Below are 17700 nucleotides of genomic sequence, written 5' to 3' on the forward strand. Positions count from 1 at the left end.
GTTTTGGATTCACCTTAGCTCTTAATTTGTTTTTAATATGCAAACCAAAAATTTCCGTGATGATATCAACGGGCTTCGCGCCTATGCTGTAATACTTGTTGTTCTATTCCATTTTGGGGTTTCAGGATTTTCTGCTGGATTCTTAGGTGTCGATGTTTTCTTTGTTATTTCTGGTTATCTAATGACCAAAATCATTATTGAGAACCTTGAAAAAAATAGTTTTTCTTTTATAAACTTTTATTTAGCAAGAATCACACGAATTTTTCCTGCACTTTTCTTTGTCATCTTAATCATGACAATTTGCGGATGGTTTTTTTTCATCCCAGAAGACTTCAAACTGTTTGCTAAAGATGCAAAATATAGTCTAAGTTTTTTATCTAATGACTTATATTATCGTCAAGCAGGTGATTATTTTGCAGTAAGTTCTCATGATAAGGCCTTACTTCATACATGGTCTTTATCAGTAGAATGGCAATTTTATATATTATTTCCTATTCTTGTTTATTTATATTTTAAAATTATTCAAAATAAAAAATTCTTAGGAATATTTTTAATTTTATTATGTATTTCATCTTTAAGCTTCTCAATTTATATCTCTTCTAAAGACTCAATCTATGCTTTTTTTAAGCTCACCTCTCGTGCTTGGGAGTTGCTTGCGGGTGGCTTGGCTTATTATTATTTTAGAACATATACGCCAACTCAACCCATAAAATATTTTTTTGAACTTGTTGGTTTTTCATTCATTGCACTAAGCTTAGTCCTGTTTGGTCAAGATACAATCTGGCCAAGTTATAACGCATTAGTTCCTGTAATTGGAACGATGCTTATTCTTATTGCTAACCAACAAAATTCAGTTTTCACCAAATTTAAATTTATTCAAAATATAGGCAGTGCTTCTTACTCTATTTATTTGTGGCATTGGCCAGTTGCCTTTTTACTTGGATATTTTTTCTTTGAAAAAAACATAGTCAATATTAGTCTAGGGATTCTGATCTCTTTTATTTTAGGCTGGTTAAGCTATAAACATATTGAAAGTTCAAGAAAATATTTAGTGAGTATTAAGGTATATTACTCCTATTTATTATTCTTTATCATCCTGATCTCTTCATCCGCACTCTATTCATATATAAATAAAGACGGTTTAAAAAATCGTGCCGATTCACTCTATTTAAAACACAATGAAAAACTTGAAATGCCAAAGGTTTCCAATGGCTGGTGTTTTTATAATATTAAAGATGATCACAGCCTTAAGGTAGGTCAACAAGGACTTGAATGCCATATTGGATCGAAACAAACTGATGCTCAAAAAGTACTTTTATTTGGTGATTCTTTTGCTGGACATAATATTCCCTTTTGGCATTATCTGGGTAAAAAACTCAACTTAAATATCCATGCAATTACTACAAATTGGTGTTATCCAAGTACGGATGATCAATTCACAGGGGATAAGAATTCAACGGCCTACCAGCAATGTATGATTAATCGAAATTACTTAAAAAACAATATAGATCGATATAGTGTATTAATTTTTGCAGGTCGCTGGTCCGATATTGTGCAACAGCATCAAGAACAAAGTTTTAAAAATTTGCTCGAACTAGCGAATCAATCACATAAGAAAGTGATTGTAATGTCTGAGCCTTATGCATTTGATGCAAACATTAGCATGTTATACAAACGGTCATTGTGGTTACATCGAAATTTCAATCTAAATAGTTATTTTGATAATGTTAAAGCTAAACAGCAAAAAAATGCTTCACGGCTCATTACAGATACGACTCAGCACTATCCAAATACGTTATTGCTCACTCAAGCAGATTTGTTTAAACCAAATCATATGGCAAAAGAAAGTATTCCTTACTCTTTGGATGGTCGCCATTTATCTGTTTTTGGTTCATTGTCCTCTGAAGAGTATTTTACTCAACAGCCTAAATATAAAGTACTTAAACAGTTTTTATCTACTTCAAACTAGTTAAAAATTTGGGTCAGCTAGGATTTTAGTCTAAATAAGCTTTGATTTCAGAAAAGAGATCAAAGCTTATTTTTTAACATGATTGAATGAGTTCTAAGTTAAAAATCAATAAAAGATCCTTTAAAATACATTCCTTTATCATAATATTGGCATAAATAATTACGCTCTTTTCCTGCAAGTTTTATTAACTTAGGATATTCTTCAGCTGGATAATTAATTGCCATATCAATCAAAATCTTTTCTTTTACCCAGCGATTTTTCACTTGGTAGTAAAAGGCATTTTCATCACAATCGATTAAAGTAATGCTTGGGAAAGATCGTCTGAGCACTTTCTGACATGCGACATAAGCCACTAAATATTCCAAATTACTAATTCTTTGAAAAATATCTTTGCTATTTTTTTCAGTTTTTTGAATATTTTGTACATAGCATTTAGGCGTTTGTTGAATTGCTAAATATAATTCATCATACCAATGCTTAAAGAAAACATTTTTTTTAACACTTGCCAATAACCAATTCTCCAATACTGGATAATCGATATTCGTAGTATTTTTTTTTCGGTAATAAGAAAAACATTCTGTCTGATTATTTTGCATCAGTTCAGTAATCCAATCCAAATTATCATAAAGAATTATACTGGCATCTAACCAGATCCCACCATGCTGATATAAAAGATCAAATCTGAGTAGATCAGCCTTTTGTTGAGGCGTCGCATCCTTCAATAAAGAAAAGTCAATATCACTGTACTCACTTACATTTTTTGGGTTAAGTACATATACTTGATAAGATGGGTTTTTTTCACGAATATTTTCGACACATTTTTCTACAAACTCTGGGAAACGTCCTTCCCAATAAATCCAAATTTTTTTAGGTAACTCAATAGAAGTAGTAACAGGATTAAAAATGAGCTGTCCTGCATAATTATCAATTTTTTTATTGGTATGTCTAATTTTATAATAGTACATCATATGAAATTTAGCTAAATAAAATAATTTTTTAAAAATTTTCATATAATAGATCCACAACGTTTACCTAAAGCAATACTGATAAAAATACATTTTACACAGTATATTTAACCAACAATTATCCAATTACATCTTAATACAATTAAAAATAAAGATGTTTAAGAGCATATACCCGATCACGCCACATACGTTTTTGCTTCTTAAAACCATAAGAATGGTCACGATTTTCTTTCTCTTTACGAGATATTCCCTGTGTTGCAACTGTACCTAAAATATCGCTGTCCAAACCTGCTGGACGAACAAAAGCAGGCCAAACACCTAATCCTTTTCCATTCTTACTCAACCAAGTTTGGAAAAAGATATCAACAGGCATCGCAATTGTTTTACCTTGTGCAATAAACGCCTCAGCACCCTTTCGTGACCAAATTAACCCCAAACCACGAATAGGAAAATAATAAGCGTGCCACAATGAATAGTGATCAAACTGAGTAATGTCTTTGGCTAACTTTTTCTTCTTCGCGGCTAAATTAATCAGATACCAGTCTAAGTCTGGATGCGTATCTAAATAATTTAAAACTTGATCCATAGACTGTTTGAAATCAGCTGTAATTTTCAGATCATCTTCTAGGACAACAAGATAATCTGCATCACTTGCTAAAAATTTCTGAGCACAGCCATAATGACTGAGATAACACCCTAGCTCAGAATTGAGTAACCGTCTTCCTAAAGTTTGCTGCGTCAACGCATCATCATAATCCTGAAAAGATGACAATCCTTTGCCACGTCCATCGTAAGCAGAAAAACGCTCAAACTCCCAGTTTACCGCCTGTAACTGTTCTGTTGCGCGAGCAAGTCGCTCATCACTACCATCTAAATTTATCAGATATGTTTTAACTTTCATGATGGGCTTCCTACGATAAAACTTTGGCTGAAATAACTGATTTAGGTAAATAATCATATAATTTATCGATCATTTTAAGACGTACCTGTTCAGCATTCTCAGAATTTAGTTGATCTAAACTTTGGATACAACCATATTTAATATTGCCTTGATTCAATGCTTCTACAAACTCAGGTAAGCTTTCAGCATTCTTCAAATAAGCCAAAGCTAAATCAGATTTTAAAACTGCTTCATTTTTTTGAATCTTTAAATGATTCATCAATGAAATCGGATTTAGTTGTTCGACACTTCTAAATTTATATTTAATCTGTGTTTCTAATAGGTCTGGATGATGCAATAAGTATTCACTTAAAATTTTACGATCTACGCAATGTGGATAATGGTGGATTTCAAAAAATTCTTTAAAGCCTAGAATATCAGCACCCAGCATTTGTGCAATCACATGACCAGGTTGAATCGGTTTATTAAATTTTCGATTTAAAAACTGACGATATTTCAGCTTAGCCTTGTAACTAAAACAACTTTTCCAGTGTCCATAGGTGACGATTTTATTGGCTTCAAGAAAATCTTCAATTTGAGCAGGTGAATTGAAAAAGAAGTCATCATTTAAGTAGATAAAATAATCTGAAAGCCCGTTAATATTCCATAACATGCTTTCAATTGACCGGGTGTTAAACGTGGGTAGAAATTGCGTATAACCAGCAAAAATCTCACGATGATCAACGACACGAATTTTATTTGCATCACAAAGACCTTGTGTTGCAAATTCATTTAAAAATTCAGGCTGCTGATTATCTGTAACAATGAAAATATGACGGCAAAAAGGTACATACTTCAATATAGATGCAATGTTGTAATAGATCTCATCATTACTAGCAAAACGTGTATCGCTCACAGCATCTGAGGCATCTCCACCTGTGAGGTATTGATGACGTTTACGTTTTAACTCAACATCATTGCCATCGACCCAAGCAATCACGATATCAAGGTTTTGCATCTATATTGTTCTCAAATTTTCTAATGATCTAAATAAAATTACTGCCAAGCGTCTTTAATCCAGTCTGAAGGCAACACATAACGATACCATTTACCACCACCGCCAGTCACAGCATCAGGTGGATTAATTTCCCCATGGAAAATAATAATTTTGGCATCTTGTGGCTTTACTGGTGGCTTAAAATAAGCCAATGGTAATTTTTGCAAGCAATGGTATTTATAACTCTTACACCAATCTTTTGGCCAGTAGCTTAGTTTTTGCTGCTGATCGACATACCACGATAAATACTCTTGTTCATTTCGGAATTTATGACTAATTTCTTTAAAGTTTTCACGAAAATACGGCAAAATTTCAGGAAAGGTGCCCAACTTAAAACGATAAACTGAGCTATTTCCGGTCACACGCCAAGGACGTTTCCAATCGTGAATAATTAGAAATTCACCGGGATAAGTAAAGAAATCATCAATATTGTCTACAATGACCACATCAAGATCTAGAAATAATAAATTGCCTTTTAAACCATATAAATTGGGTTCAAAAGTAGATAGTTTATTCCATCCTCGCTCAGGACTTCCTTCAGGTAATGCTAATGGCGGAATTGGAAAGCATTGAACTTCGGGATTAATACCTTCCGTACGATCAGTCAAACACACCATTTGGAAATCAATTGTGGTATGTCGTTTCACCATGTTATATAGGCGATTGACATACTCAGCACCATACTTGCTGCCCCACTTCATACACAAAACGATATTCTGTTCTGATTCAACTAAATTCGACTGTAAATTTGATTCATTGACCTGCATGCATCAATCTTCCACCTGAGCAATCGCCATATCATACCATTACCCTCGCCAAGTTACTGTATTCGATTGCATATGCTGAACAATTTGTTTCATGAGAATATGCTATGATGCGTTAACAATTCACATTGAGCATGATCATTTTAATTGTTCGATATTTTATTGAGCAATCTTTTTTGAATGAATGCACTGTGAAATTGAATACAACTTTTGCAAGCACATTTTCTATATTAGGTTTTTATGAAAATAGCAGTCGCTGGAACAGGTTACGTTGGCTTATCCAATTCAATGATATTTGCACAACATCATGAAGTTGTTGCAGTAGATATTTTAGAATCTAAGGTTAACTTGCTCAACAATAAAATATCGCCCATTCAAGATGCGGATATTTCATTATTTTTAAAAGAAAAATCATTAAATTTTACAGCTACGACAAATTACCAAGCAGCGTATTGCAATGCAGATTTTGTGATTATTGCAACACCAACGGATTACGACACCAAAACCAATTATTTTAATACGCAAAGTGTCGAAAGCGTAGTTCAGCAAGTCTTAGAGGTCAACCCCAATGCAGTGATGGTGATTAAATCAACTGTCCCTGTCGGCTTCACCAAGAGTTTAAAAGAAAAATTTCACACTGAAAATATTATTTTTTCTCCAGAATTTTTACGGGAAGGAAAGGCATTGCATGACAATTTATACCCTTCCCGCATTATTGTTGGGGAAAAATCTGATCGGGCAAAACTGTTTGCTGACTTATTGATCGAAGGGGCCATCAAAAAAGACAGCCCTGTTTTATTTACCGATTCAACTGAAGCTGAAGCAATTAAGTTATTTGCCAATACCTATCTCGCTATGCGCGTTGCCTATTTCAATGAACTGGATACCTATGCGCAAATTTTTGGCTTAGACACTCATCAAATTATTGATGGTGTTTGTTTAGATCAACGTATTGGTAATCACTATAATAATCCATCATTTGGTTATGGTGGCTATTGCCTACCCAAAGACACCAAACAACTTTTAGCCAACTATAATCACGTTCCAAGTAATTTGATTCAAGCCATTGTTGACTCAAACAGCACGCGTAAAGACTTTATTGCAGACTCGGTGATTGCACGTAACCCCAATAAAGTTGGTATTTATCGCCTAGTGATGAAAAGTGGTTCAGATAATTTTAGAGCGTCCGCAATCCAAGGTGTGATGAAACGCATCAAAGCCAAGGGTATTGAAGTGATTGTCTATGAACCGACTTTACAAGAGGACCAGTTCTTTAAGTCCAAAGTCGTCAATGATTTAGTACAATTTAAACAGCAAAGTGACGTGATTATTGCCAATCGGGTTTCTAATGACTTAAGTGATGTATTAGATAAAGTCTATACACGAGATATTTTCGGAGCAGATGAATGAAAGTCCTCGTCACAGGTGCAGCAGGTTTTATTGGCTTCAATGTTGCAAAAAAACTTTTAGAACGTGGTGATGATGTTGTTGGCTTTGACAATATGAATGATTACTATGACCCCGCATTAAAACAAGCCCGATTAGCGGTTCTCAAAGATACGGCGGCACAAACCCAGCAAATATTCACTTTTATTCATGCCAATCTTGCCAATAAAGCAATCGTTGATCAATGTTTTCAAGATCATCAATTTGATCGGGTGATTCATTTGGCTGCACAAGCTGGTGTCCGTTACTCATTAGAAAATCCATTGAGCTATGTCGAAAGTAATTTAATTGGCTTTACCAATATTATTGAAGCATGCCGTTATGCCAAAACACCACATTTAACTTATGCCAGTACCAGTAGTGTTTATGGTGCAAATACCACCATGCCATTTAGTGAAAAACATGGCGTTAACCATCCTGTACAGTTCTATGCTGCAACGAAACGTGCCAATGAACTCATGGCGCACAGTTATAGCCATCTCTTCAATTTACCAACAACAGGCTTACGCTTTTTTACTGTCTATGGTCCTTGGGGCCGTCCAGACATGGCTTTGTTTAAGTTCACCAAGAACATTATTGAAGACCAACCTATTCCTGTTTTCAATCACGGCAACCATACCCGTGACTTCACTTTTATTTCAGATATTGTGGAAGGTGTGATTCGTTCAAGTGATCAAATTGCGCAACCTGATCCAAATTGGAACAGCAAAAATCCTGATCCATCGACCAGTTATGCGCCTTTCCGTATTTTCAATATCGGCAACAACAATCCAGTAAAATTGATTGAATATATTCATGCTATTGAAAAAGCCTTAGGCAAAGAAGCAATTTTAGAATTACTTCCATTACAACCAGGTGATGTGCCGGATACTTTTGCGGATAGCAGTGCTTTAGAACAGATGGTCGGATACAAACCATCGGTCTCTGTTGAAGATGGTGTTAAACAATTCGTAGATTGGTATCGAGATTTTTATCAAGTTTAATTAAGGCTTTTATTTAGTTTAAAGCTAAATTTTAGCCTTTGAATTTTTTTTCAATTATTACAACAGCCAGATCTAAGCAAAAAAAGGATTCCTCTAAAAATCCTTTTTTTGCATGCAGCCACTTATTTTACATAAGTCAGCCAATGTGCATATTTTGGATCTTTACCTTGAACAGCATCAAAGAATGCTTTCTGAATCTTCTCAGTAATCGGACCACGAGCGCCTGAACCAATTTCACGATCATCATATTCACGGATCGGCGTCACTTCAGCAGCAGTCCCAGTAAAGAATGCTTCATCACCAATATAGAATTCATCACGGGTAATACGACGTTCAACAACTTCAATCCCCATATCTTTCGCAATGGTGATAATCGTTTGACGCGTAATCCCATCCAATGCCCCGCCAGCAATATCTGGTGTATGTAATACACCATCTTTTACTAAGAATACATTTTCACCTGAACCTTGGCATACATACCCTTGAGGGTCCATAAGCATTGCTTCATCATAACCAGAATGTGCCACTTCTTGGTGTGCAAGAATAGACAAAGTATAGTTACCTGAAGCCTTGGCTTTACACATGGTCACGTTAGGGTGATGGTGCGTAAATGATGAGGTTTTAACACGAATACCTTTCGCCATTGCTTCATCGCCAAGGTAAGCACCCCAGCTCCATGCAGCAACTGTCGCATGAATGGTATTATCAGTTGCAGCGATACCTAATTTTTCCGAACCAATGAAAATAATTGGGCGTAAATAGCATGACGCCAATTTATTTTCACGGACAACATCAATTTGAGCTTGTTCAAGAGTTGCTTGATCAAATGGAACTTTCATTTGATAAATTTTTGCAGAATTTAACAAACGTTTTGTATGGTCTTGGAGACGGAAAATCGCAGTACCGTTAGGTGTTTCATAAGCACGGACACCCTCAAAAACACCCATACTATAATGTAATGTATGAGTTAAGACGTGAATTTTAGCTTCACGCCAATCAACCATTTGTCCATCTTGCCAAATAAAACCATCACGATCAGCCAAATTCATGGCGCACACTCCAAATTTTTACACAATTATTCACTTTCCAAAGCGAAACTCGCTGTTGGATCAATTAATCTTTGCCATAACTTGCAAACGACCTCTCGGGTATCGTGCCAATCCGCAGCACTCACTTGCATATTATGATTTGCAAGTGCCAAACGGTGGCTCTCGGCGCGTTCACTGAGATAAGCTTGAATCAATGCGGATACATCGTCGCTGGATAAGCAACCTGCCTTTGCGGCATCTTCAAGGATTCGTACGTTGTCGGAATAATGGGCGAGATCAGGATTCGTCCCACTCCAGGCTAATACGACATACTGTGCCATAAATTCGATGTCAACGATACCTCCTGCATCCTGTTTTAGATGAAAAATTCCATCTTTTTTCTGATCTTTTGAGGAACCCAAATGATCTTTCATCTTCTGACGCATGTTCAGGACTTCTTTGCGAACTGTCTCTTCTTCTCTTGGTAATGTGAGAACCCTACAACGTAATTCTTCAAATTTTGCTCTTAAGCTTTGCTCACCTGCAATTGAGCGTGCTCGAACAATTGCTTGATGTTCCCACAACCAGGCACTTTTGAGTTGATACTGTTCAAATGCCTTTAAACTGGTGACCAATAAGCCTGCTTCACCAGAAGGGCGTAAACGGGTATCAATTTCATAGACTCGACCATCTAAAGTTTGTGTGGTCATCAGAGACATAAATTTTTGCGCAACACGCATGGCAAATTCAAAGCCACTAATGGCCTTTTGACCATCAGTATCTGCTTGTTCATCCATATAATGAATAAAAACTAGATCGAGGTCTGAACCATAGCCTAGCTCAATGCCCCCTACTTTGCCATAACCAATCACAGCATAGGCCATATGGTCTAATGAACAACGCAGGCCTTCTGCATCGACAGGATAACCATGACGCTTAGCAACTGTCTGATAAGCCAAGTTTAATGTTGCAATCACAGAAACTTCTGCAATATCTGTTAAAGCATCCGAAACTTTCATCAACGGGCTTTCTGCCAGCACATCGCTTGCAGCAACGGTAAGCACATTGGATTTTTTAAATAAGCGCAATACTCGCATTTGATCTTCAACTTGATCGATTTCAATACGCAGTAATTGCTGGCGGAGCGAATCTTCCAAATAATCTCGTCGAGGCAGTTCAAAATCCATGGATAAAAACTCATCCAGAAGAACAGGATAATGAGTCAACTCCTCACAAATCCACGGACTAACTGTCGCCATTTTGACCAAACGTTGCAACGCCCCTTTGCTTTCAATCAACATCACCAAATACACGGTACGGCGCATTACAGATTCGACCAACGGCATCAATCGCATTAAAGCCACTTGCGGACTATTCGACTGTAGGACTGCTTCAACCAAATGCGGCCAAAATTCTTTTAAACGCTGTACAGCTTTAGCAGGCAGTTTCTTGATTGCATGACCATACCAAAACTCATGAATCAGATTTTGTGCATTACGGTCTAAGATCTCATTGAGCTGGCTTTCCAACTGACTAAAACTTTCAATCGGAGAATCAAGTCCTTTTTCTTTAATCAAATGCTCAAATTGGAAAGTCACCTTGCTGCGCTTTTGGTTGAGAAAATCAATAAAAGCAGCCCAATCATCAAAACCCAAGGTATCAATTATTCGCTGACGAAGTTCAGGTTCTGTAGGTAAAGATTGTGTTTGCTGGTCATTCAAGGCTTGAATAGCATGCTCTACACGTCGTAAAAATAGATAAGCCTCTTCAAGATCCTCAACGGATTGATGATCGAGTAATCCCGCCTCACCCAAATGTTTTAGGCTAACAAGGCATTGGCGGTCTTGTAACTCTAATTTTGCTCCGCCATAAATCAGCTGAAAAACCTGCACAATAAATTCAACTTCACGAATACCACCTGCGCCCAGCTTAATATCGTCTGCAATGTTACGCCGAGCCACCTCACGTTCAATCATCGCTTTCATTTCACGCATGGCTTCAAAAGCGGTGTAATCTACATATTTACGAAAAACGAATGGGCGGGTCATATCCAATAAACTATCACCGTCTTGTCCACCTGTGATAATACGCGCCTTAATCCATGCATAACGTTCCCACTCGCGCCCATGCTGACTTAAATATTTTTCTAAAGCCACATGACTTATTGCCAGTGCTGAACCATCCCCCCAAGGACGTAGACGCATATCCACACGAAATACAAAACCATCTGCAGTAATATGATCTAATAAATAGATCAGCTTTTGCCCCCACAAGATGCAAAATTGCTGTACATCAATACACTTACGACCATTGCTTTCTCCTTGCTCATCAAAGGCAAAAATCAGGTCAATATCACTAGATAAGTTCAGCTCTTGTGCCCCAAGCTTGCCCATCCCAATGACGATCAAATCTTGAAGCTTGCCGTTATAACCTATCGGTTCGCCATGTTTTGCCAGCAAAGGAATCCGAGCAAAATCTTTTGCTGCAATGATACAGGCATCTGCAAAATCAGACAGTTCTCGTGTCAACTTCACCACATTGGTCAGTTGGTTAGCATCTTGCCAAATCCAACGAAACATTAAGCGTGCACGAAGAATACGTAAGACTTTCATCCACGTATTTTCATCTTGAATATTGACTAAATGATCGTAAACGAGTTGTTGAATTTGTGCTGTACTGAGCGATTGTTGAAATTGATCAATTGCATAATCATGTTCTAAAGTGGCTTGATGTAGACTTAATACTTGTTCTGCATACTGACTTGCATGTAATGTTTTTTGCAATTGCTCAATGTTCATTGAAAAGCCTGTACTTATGTTTTATCAGCTTATTTATAGCAGTTTGCTTTACATTTAGGGAGGTTTTTGTACTTTTCTTAAAAAACAAAGCTCAAAAAACCACCACTCACAATCAATCTAAATTATTCAAATATAAAATTATGAAATTTTTATTTTATCTTGCTTGATTTCAGGACAAACCAAAGCTTGATGGGTATTTTTTGCAGCAGGTAAAGCAACAATAAAAGTCGTTCCCTCACCTGTTTTAGAGCTTACTGAGATTTTTCCATGATTGAGATCCACAAACCGTTTACATAGAACCAGCCCTAATCCTGTTCCTCGCTCCCCAATCGTACCTTTTATACTGGCTTTGATCTGTGGTTCAAACAGCTGCTCAATTTGCGACTGAGTCATTCCCAAACCAGTATCATGAATAATAATTTCTATATCTTTTCCTACTGGGTGCGCAACAATGGAAACTTTTCCAGAACCATCAGTACGGGTAAACTTCAAGGCATTCGAAACCAAATTCTGAATCACCGAGGTCACCATATTCATATCTGCAAAAACACTTAAATCTTCAGCAACATTTTCAATCAGTTGTATATTTTTATTCACTGCCAAAGGCTTAAGCACATCGTAAACAATCTTTGTGGTCTGTTTTAATTTAAAATTAATTGGGTGATAAACAAAGCGCCCACCTTCTGCCATCGCCCAATTGAGTAAGTTTTCAAGTAAGGAATAGGTCGATTGCAAGGTATCGTGCAAATAATCTGCAATATCCTGTACACCTTCTTCACTCAAAGTTTCACGCTCGTTTGCTAAGACATCTGAGAAGCCAATCAATCCATGAAAAGGCGCACGTAAATCATGAGCAATAACTTGGAAAAACTTAGTTTTACTAAAATTTAAAGCGCGTTCTTGTTCATATAACTCATAGTAATCTTGGGATTCAGATTTACGCTCTAAGATCGTCACCAAACCTAAGCTAAGTTCTTCTAATAAAGCCTGTTGCTTGCTTGTAAATGTTGTTTTTTTATTATCATAGAAATAAACATGTGCAATAGAGTCGTTATCTTCTAACTTAAAATCGTAGCACAATAAACGTTGGTGTTTTATCCCAATTTCAACCATATATTGTGAGAATTTTTCATAATTTTTATGCATTTCTGAAACGATGCACTGATTGCCAAAATATGGTGATAAGCTCAATTTACAAGCAATAGATGCTGCTTTAAAATCACTACTTTCATCGGCAACCCAAATATAAGGTTCATTATGAAAAGTAAAAAAAGCATTTTCTACATTGAGAACAGCACGAGCTACACGTAAATAACGTTCAATTTTATTGTCTGTGGTATAAACACCTAAAATCAACGATAGTTGACAAGCACTAAGCTGTTCAGTCTGATGAGCTTCTAAGAATTCTAATTTCATGTTTACCTCATTTGCACTTTCAGTTAACACGCTAGTTATTTAAATCGCCAACGTTTAAATATCAACTTCTTCCAAACACATACAAACTTGAAAACATCGCTTTAGAGAAACACTTACAAATGTTCACATAAAACAATATAACAGCAATACAATCAAATAAAAACAATGGGATGAAATTTTCGATAAATTTCACATTTTATTTAACATGCACAATCAGTTACTGCTTTATATATTTTTATGATTTAAATAGAAAAAACCAAGCTTTTGATAAAAACCTCTAATTTAAATCATCGCAATCAAACCATAAAGTATTTATCAAGCTATTGGCATGTATAAGTGACAGAGAGGTTGCAAAGATCAAAGACAAAATAGCGAAATTCAGCAACAACTTTACTAAAGTTATCTCTCAAATGATTGAGGAAATGAGTTATTTTAATCCCTTAAAAAAGCATTTCGAAAAAATAGATCATCCCATACAAGACGATAAAAATGATGGATAGCAGGCTCATATTTAAAATGAATTTGAGTATTTTATAAGTTTTGAAATGCTTTTCACGAAATTGTATTGAATACTGTCTAAATGGTGCAAAAAATTTAAAAATAGCACTATACACCCCTCTTTTATCTTCAGGTGTATTTGAAACAACAGTACCTTTAACAAGAATACGATAAGCGCTGTTAAAAATTCGTCCAAATATGTTCATTGGACGATCAACATCACACATCAGAATCAATCGCGCTGAATTCGCTGTATTATATGCAAAATGTGGATATGTTTCATCAAAGACAAAGTCTTTACCATTGAACCAAGTACTAGTTTGTCCATCAATATTAATTTGACAAGTTTCAGAGTTAGGCGTCACCAAACCGAGATGATACCTAAAGCTACTAGCAATCGGATCAGCGTGTAAGCTCAGTTCAGAACCCGCCGGTAACAGTGAAAACATGGCACCTCGAATAGCAGGAACTTGATTAAGTAACTCCAATGTCTTAGGACATAATCTTTGCGCAGAAACATGCGTTGTTCCGTACCATTTTAAGTAAAATTTACTCCAACCACGTTTGTAAAAAGTGCGAAAACCAACATCATAATAACCGTCTGCTCCAGGTGTCTTGATCACTTCAAATATACCCGATGACTCTAATGCTATTGCTTCATCTCTAATAATTATCCAATTGGCTCTAAGTACTTCAATATTTTCTAAAAAGTCAGCATCTAATATTGGCTTTTTTGCAAAGCTGCGTGTCGTCATATACAGAACACAATTAAATGGTGCAAATATAGGCCAACTTTTTCTTAAATATTGTGAGAGTGAGTCATAACGTACATTTCCTCGCCAACGGTATACATAAGTCATGGCTGCTATCGAATACACGATTAAACCAATGATGATCATAATACTTAGATTCATTATAATTTTACTCCGATTATGATTTCTGAATCCCCATGATGTGTCCTTGATTTTCCTTAAATAAAGCCAATCTTCTTTGCTGAACAACCTGCATAAAGATCATTTAGATATTTTTTGAAATAGCGAGAAAAAATAAAATAGTTTCAAATTATTTAAAATACTTTTAACTATAATTAATTAATTTTCTTATAGGCAAGAAATATGTACACCTTTGGTTAAGTTTTAAATGATTGAAATTAAAAATTTTAACTGTTGTTGTTAAGTGATCAGGCGCTATTTCTCGCATACTGATACTTGTTATAAAAATGCGTCATTAAAGAGGGAGCGATGGAACACTAGAAATTACGTAATTTTAATTAAACATCGAAACCATCATTTAAATGCCAATCTATTAATTGGTCCATACTGATCAAAATCAGTTTTTTTCTTTTTAAAGCACTCATGTTCTTATTTGGTTTCTTAAGTTCTGATAGCACCAATTTCAAACAATAAAAAAAGCCCTCAAGTCTAAATATGCTTGAAGGCTTTTCATAATATATGGTCCGAGGGTCGGACTCGAACCGACACGTCATCGCTGACAGTGGATTTTGAGTTCCGTAATTTGTATAAACACATCGGTACATGCTACAGCAATTAAAATCATAATTTTTAATATAAATGCATAATCACCATGGGGAATTCAATATAGTAAACTCGATGAAATAGTATAGCGATAAGACTAACAAGCTTGGATTACTTATCATTTTCCATAAGAATTTTTATATCATCAGGTATTGATGCATCTGGTATTTCATTATTCTTTATTTGCTGTAAATAATTTTTAGCAATTTCTTCATTATTATTTGCTGCAAGTGTTAGCCACTTTTCTGCTTTTACTAAATCTTGAGTTACGCCATTAGTTCCCAAAAAATAAGCTGTACCTAAATTAAGTTGAGCAAGTGAATACCCCTTAGATGCAGCTAACTCTGACCAATAAATGAATTTCTCCCCATTTTTTGGTACACCATCACCAAATGCATATAACCCTGCCAATTCATTTTGAGCAATTACGTCGCCACTTTTAGCAGAAATTTCTAAAAATTTTAGATAATTTTCTTTATCACCAGCTTCAGAATATTTTTTTGCTTTTTGATATGAATCTTGTTCAGTCGATGCAATCTTTTCTGAGTCATGAATTTTGTTCAGTGATGTACCATTACTACAACCACTTACCATCAATAAAATAAAAAAGATAGAATAGGAATATTTCATTTACTAACTCTCAAAAATTAAAAACTTGATGGTACATAATAAAAACTGAGTCTTTCTTCAAAAACTCAGATACTATTCAAGTCAATGATTTTAAAACTGAATTTCGAATGTAAAAAACATCATCCTATATCATCAATTAATTAAGCTAATTTCTTAAATATATACCCAGAACACACACAAAAAAAAATATAAATTATAAGCTTAAAAAATCATCAACAGACTCCTAATTTTATAATTTATTTTTGCTTAAGTACTCTCAAATTATTAATTGCATCGACATGTCCCCTTTCAGCTGCTTTACCATACCAATATATTGCTTGTAATTTATTTTTTTGAACATATATCCCTTTTTCAAAAAAAACACCTAAATTATATTCAGCTTCAGAACTACCTAGCTCAGCAGCCTTTATAGAATAATCAAATGCTTCTTTAAACTTTTCTTGATCAATATACATTTTAGACAAGCCTTCATATGCACGTAATTGATTATCCTTCATACCAGCTAGATACCATTTTTCGGCTTTTTCATAATCTGGCAATGTATCCTGACCATTACTCCGATATAATTCCGCTAAATTTAGTTTAGCCTCTTTATTACCTAACTGATCTGCTTTTAAATAATATTCTTCTGCTTTATTTAAATCTTTATTTTTCCCCAATCCTAGGAGGTAAATCGTTCCTAACGAATTCAATGCTTCATTATTTTGGGATTTTGCAGCTTTTTCTAACCAATAATAGGCTTTATCATAATTCGGAACGATTTTTTCTGAACCATTAAGATATATCCATCCCAATAAGTTCTCTTTTTCATCCAATGTTAATCCTTTTATATTAACGATTTCACATTGTTTACTTAGATCACCTGCTTGTTTACATTCTTCCTCAAGTGTAAGGTGATTATCTTGCTTATTTAAGTTGGTGCAAGAAGCTAAACTTCCAAGCATCAAAAACACTAAAATATTTTTCATATTATTTACCTACAATAATTTACTGCCGTACAAATTGATCCTGTCGCACCAGCTCCCGCTCCAATAATCACATTACCAGAATATGTTTGAGAGCCATCTGTATTTTGACAAGCTTGCACCCCCCCTCCAATGATAGCAGCGCCTTTAGCACTACCACAAACAGATCCTCCAGTAGAAAAACCACGTGAAGTATCAGTATTAGTATAACTTTGCCCTCCACTTCCGTAAGCACTTGCCTCCGCTCCTGCACTACCACATACATTTAGGGCAACACATTGCATAACTTTCCCATATTTATCTCTAGTATGACCACCTCCAACACCTACAGATCCTCCCGCTATTGCAGTAAGACCTAAATTAACATTTGTCATTGTTGTATATGGTACATGGGTAGCTGCTTTTACAGGGGCTGGTGGAGTCATTACTTGATTACGATATTCAGGATCATTTTGCATTTTCCAATTATGTTCAGAGACTTTAGAACGTCCATATTCCATCAAACCAGGAGGAAAAGCATTAGACCAATCTAGTCCCATTGGATCCACCCACTGATTTGGATCATTCACATAAACAGTGCTATTCATGCCTCCATTCAACCCAATTGGGTCTTTACTCACATACCTTGCACTATACGGTTCGTAATAACGATAGCGGTTATAGTGTAGCCCTGTTTCCTTATCGTAATATTGCCCCTGAAAACGGATATTACTTTGTTCCAATGGATTGTCTTGGTTTGTTGTATTAATTTCTAAAGCTGTGCCCC

At 35.5% G+C, this 17700-nt stretch carries 14 protein-coding genes; 3 read left to right on the top strand and 11 right to left on the bottom strand.

Annotation, left to right across the window (positions count from 1 at the left end):
• The first annotated feature begins 37 nt into the window (after nucleotides 1-37).
• Nucleotides 38-1969, top strand: a complete 1932-nt coding sequence (locus ACG916_RS20040; RefSeq protein ID WP_419328094.1) for an acyltransferase family protein — start codon at nucleotides 38-40, stop codon at nucleotides 1967-1969.
• Nucleotides 1970-2067: 98 nt separating this feature from the next.
• Here the strand turns inward: ACG916_RS20040 and ACG916_RS20045 are convergent, their stop codons facing one another.
• From ACG916_RS20045 to ACG916_RS20060, 4 genes are all read right to left on the bottom strand, one after another.
• A complete protein-coding gene (locus tag ACG916_RS20045) occupies nucleotides 2068-2979 on the bottom strand; it encodes a glycosyltransferase family 32 protein (RefSeq protein WP_419328095.1) in 912 nt (303 codons plus the stop codon).
• 97 nt (nucleotides 2980-3076) lie between these two features.
• Nucleotides 3077-3835 (bottom strand): glycosyltransferase family 25 protein, encoded by a 759-nt coding sequence (locus ACG916_RS20050; RefSeq protein ID WP_419328096.1) that lies wholly within the window; start codon nucleotides 3833-3835, stop codon nucleotides 3077-3079.
• 10 nt (nucleotides 3836-3845) lie between these two features.
• Nucleotides 3846-4832, bottom strand: coding sequence for a stealth family protein (locus ACG916_RS20055; RefSeq protein ID WP_336953406.1), 987 nt, complete (start codon nucleotides 4830-4832; stop codon nucleotides 3846-3848).
• A 38-nt stretch (nucleotides 4833-4870) separates the two neighbouring features.
• The gene (locus ACG916_RS20060) at nucleotides 4871-5638 is read right to left on the bottom strand and encodes a glycosyltransferase (protein WP_336953407.1); all 768 of its coding nucleotides are present in this window, start codon (nucleotides 5636-5638) and stop codon (nucleotides 4871-4873) included.
• Between the two features lie 237 nt (nucleotides 5639-5875).
• On the opposite strand from ACG916_RS20060, the gene ACG916_RS20065 reads away from it, so the two are divergent.
• Both ACG916_RS20065 and ACG916_RS20070 read left to right on the top strand, forming a co-directional pair.
• The gene (locus ACG916_RS20065; RefSeq protein WP_336953408.1) at nucleotides 5876-7045 is read left to right on the top strand and encodes a nucleotide sugar dehydrogenase; all 1170 of its coding nucleotides are present in this window, start codon (nucleotides 5876-5878) and stop codon (nucleotides 7043-7045) included.
• Nucleotides 7042-8064: an NAD-dependent epimerase gene (locus tag ACG916_RS20070; protein ID WP_419328097.1), complete on the top strand. Its 1023-nt coding sequence runs from the start codon at nucleotides 7042-7044 to the stop codon at nucleotides 8062-8064. The genes ACG916_RS20065 and ACG916_RS20070 overlap by 4 nt, the downstream gene beginning before the upstream one ends.
• A 122-nt stretch (nucleotides 8065-8186) precedes the next feature.
• On the opposite strand, the gene ACG916_RS20075 is transcribed toward ACG916_RS20070, so the two are convergent.
• The 7 genes from ACG916_RS20075 to ACG916_RS20105 all read right to left on the bottom strand — a co-directional run.
• Nucleotides 8187-9113, bottom strand: a complete 927-nt coding sequence (locus tag ACG916_RS20075) for a branched-chain amino acid transaminase (protein WP_004723137.1) — start codon at nucleotides 9111-9113, stop codon at nucleotides 8187-8189.
• Between the two features lie 26 nt (nucleotides 9114-9139).
• On the bottom strand, nucleotides 9140-11890 hold the full coding sequence (glnE, locus tag ACG916_RS20080; protein WP_336953410.1) for a bifunctional [glutamate--ammonia ligase]-adenylyl-L-tyrosine phosphorylase/[glutamate--ammonia-ligase] adenylyltransferase: 2751 nt from the start codon (nucleotides 11888-11890) through the stop codon (nucleotides 9140-9142).
• Between the two features lie 138 nt (nucleotides 11891-12028).
• Nucleotides 12029-13306, bottom strand: a complete 1278-nt coding sequence (locus ACG916_RS20085) for a sensor histidine kinase (protein ID WP_419328098.1) — start codon at nucleotides 13304-13306, stop codon at nucleotides 12029-12031.
• A gap of 440 nt (nucleotides 13307-13746) precedes the next feature.
• Complete coding sequence (locus tag ACG916_RS20090; protein WP_419328099.1) at nucleotides 13747-14718, bottom strand: aspartyl/asparaginyl beta-hydroxylase domain-containing protein; 972 nt, start codon at nucleotides 14716-14718, stop codon at nucleotides 13747-13749.
• 732 nt (nucleotides 14719-15450) lie between these two features.
• Complete coding sequence (locus tag ACG916_RS20095; RefSeq protein ID WP_419328100.1) at nucleotides 15451-15969, bottom strand: tetratricopeptide repeat protein; 519 nt, start codon at nucleotides 15967-15969, stop codon at nucleotides 15451-15453.
• A gap of 236 nt (nucleotides 15970-16205) precedes the next feature.
• The gene (locus ACG916_RS20100) at nucleotides 16206-16937 is read right to left on the bottom strand and encodes a tetratricopeptide repeat protein (protein WP_419328101.1); all 732 of its coding nucleotides are present in this window, start codon (nucleotides 16935-16937) and stop codon (nucleotides 16206-16208) included.
• A gap of 5 nt (nucleotides 16938-16942) precedes the next feature.
• Nucleotides 16943-17700 (bottom strand): RHS repeat-associated core domain-containing protein (locus ACG916_RS20105; RefSeq protein ID WP_419330711.1); only part of this gene is annotated, 758 nt, incomplete at its 5' end.

It is taken from the genome of Acinetobacter legionensis, assembly GCF_048552295.1.
Taxonomy (GTDB): domain Bacteria; phylum Pseudomonadota; class Gammaproteobacteria; order Pseudomonadales; family Moraxellaceae; genus Acinetobacter.

What these genes read in the sequence shown, in the direction of transcription:
- glnE (WP_336953410.1), bottom strand. Translation starts at nt 11,890, where the DNA reads ATGAACATTGAGCAATTGCAAAAAACATTACATGCAAGTCAGTATGCA.
- ACG916_RS20075 (WP_004723137.1), bottom strand. Translation starts at nt 9,113, where the DNA reads ATGAATTTGGCTGATCGTGATGGTTTTATTTGGCAAGATGGACAAATG.
- ACG916_RS20065 (WP_336953408.1), top strand. Translation starts at nt 5,876, where the DNA reads ATGAAAATAGCAGTCGCTGGAACAGGTTACGTTGGCTTATCCAATTCA.
- ACG916_RS20040 (WP_419328094.1), top strand. Translation starts at nt 38, where the DNA reads ATGCAAACCAAAAATTTCCGTGATGATATCAACGGGCTTCGCGCCTAT.
- ACG916_RS20090 (WP_419328099.1), bottom strand. Translation starts at nt 14,718, where the DNA reads ATGAATCTAAGTATTATGATCATCATTGGTTTAATCGTGTATTCGATA.
- ACG916_RS20060 (WP_336953407.1), bottom strand. Translation starts at nt 5,638, where the DNA reads ATGCAGGTCAATGAATCAAATTTACAGTCGAATTTAGTTGAATCAGAA.
- ACG916_RS20050 (WP_419328096.1), bottom strand. Translation starts at nt 3,835, where the DNA reads ATGAAAGTTAAAACATATCTGATAAATTTAGATGGTAGTGATGAGCGA.
- ACG916_RS20070 (WP_419328097.1), top strand. Translation starts at nt 7,042, where the DNA reads ATGAAAGTCCTCGTCACAGGTGCAGCAGGTTTTATTGGCTTCAATGTT.
- ACG916_RS20045 (WP_419328095.1), bottom strand. Translation starts at nt 2,979, where the DNA reads ATGAAAATTTTTAAAAAATTATTTTATTTAGCTAAATTTCATATGATG.
- ACG916_RS20055 (WP_336953406.1), bottom strand. Translation starts at nt 4,832, where the DNA reads ATGCAAAACCTTGATATCGTGATTGCTTGGGTCGATGGCAATGATGTT.
- ACG916_RS20085 (WP_419328098.1), bottom strand. Translation starts at nt 13,306, where the DNA reads ATGAAATTAGAATTCTTAGAAGCTCATCAGACTGAACAGCTTAGTGCT.
- ACG916_RS20100 (WP_419328101.1), bottom strand. Translation starts at nt 16,937, where the DNA reads ATGAAAAATATTTTAGTGTTTTTGATGCTTGGAAGTTTAGCTTCTTGC.
- ACG916_RS20095 (WP_419328100.1), bottom strand. Translation starts at nt 15,969, where the DNA reads ATGAAATATTCCTATTCTATCTTTTTTATTTTATTGATGGTAAGTGGT.